We start from the raw sequence: 1,009 nt of genomic DNA, 5'->3' as shown, positions 1-1,009 counted from the left end.
GCCACCGTCGTGGTGGTCTTGTCCCCGGTGTGCGTCAGGTCGTCGATGCCCGCGGAGGCGGACGTCATCACGGCTTCCGTACGCAATGGGTTGATCTCCGAGACGGCACCGACGAACGTGGTCTTACCCACGCCGAAGCCCCCTGCCACCACGATCTTCGCCGAGGTGGTGGCCCGGGCCGCACCGCCGCTAGAGCTTGCGAAGTCCACTGAGCACCCTTTCGAGCAGTGTCACATCCGGCGCGCCGCCGGTCTCTCCGTTGCCCGGCTGGTGGATGGCCACCATGCCGGCTTCCGCCAGGTCCGCGACCAGGATCCGGGCCACACCGAGCGGCATCGACAGCAGCGCCGAGACCTCGGCCACCGACTTGACCTCACGGCAGAGGTGGCAGATCCGCTGGTGCTCGGGGAGGAGTGTCCCCAGATGCGCCGGGTCGGCCGTGGTGGAGACCAGTGCCTCTATGGCGAGCTGGTAGCGCGGCCGGGTCCGGCCACCGGTCATGGCGTACGGGCGGACCAGTGGCTGGTCGCCTTCACCGTCGTACGACGCGTGGTGCAGTGCGCCGTACGGATCGGGTGAGGCGGGTGGCGGGGTCATGAATCCTCCGGGCGTGACAGCAGTGCGTCGGCTTGCCGTCTGAAGGGGCCGGTGGGGGGCTCTGGGCGGCCGGACGGGCGAGGGTCGGGGGCGTTGGCTGGGGCGAACGAGTCTGTCATCGATCCATGGCCGCCTAGTGGAGCAGGCTGCCCTGGAGCTCGGCACGGAGGTCGGGGGTGAGGACGGTGCCCGCACGGTCGACCAGCAGAGCCATCTCGTACCCCACCAGGCCGATGTCGGCGTCCGGGTGGGCGAGCACGGCCAGCGAGGAGCCGTCCGAGATGGACATCAGGAAGAGGAACCCGCGTTCCATCTCCACCACGGTCTGGCTGACGGCGCCGCCCTCGAAGATCCGGGAGGCGCCCGCGGTCAGCGAGGTCAGCCCGGAGGCGACGGCGGCCAGCTGGTCGGC

General features: G+C 70.4%; 2 protein-coding genes and 1 pseudogene. All 3 read right to left on the bottom strand.

Annotated features, from left to right (window positions below):
- Positions 1-209, bottom strand: a pseudogene (locus IE107_RS34465) (ATP/GTP-binding protein); the annotation flags it as partial.
- Positions 190-597 (bottom strand): DUF742 domain-containing protein, encoded by a 408-nt coding sequence (locus IE107_RS34460; protein WP_072487285.1) that lies wholly within the window; start codon positions 595-597, stop codon positions 190-192. The pseudogene IE107_RS34465 and the gene IE107_RS34460, both read right to left, overlap by 20 nt.
- Before the next feature lie 133 nt (positions 598-730).
- A partial coding sequence (locus IE107_RS34455; protein ID WP_189548273.1) for a roadblock/LC7 domain-containing protein occupies positions 731-1,009 on the bottom strand: 279 nt, incomplete at its 5' end.

It is taken from the genome of Streptomyces gelaticus (genome assembly GCF_014649535.1).
GTDB lineage: Bacteria > Actinomycetota > Actinomycetes > Streptomycetales > Streptomycetaceae > Streptomyces > Streptomyces gelaticus.
Note: the sequence above shows the minus strand (reverse complement) of the source record. Positions and strands in the feature narration are given on the sequence as shown.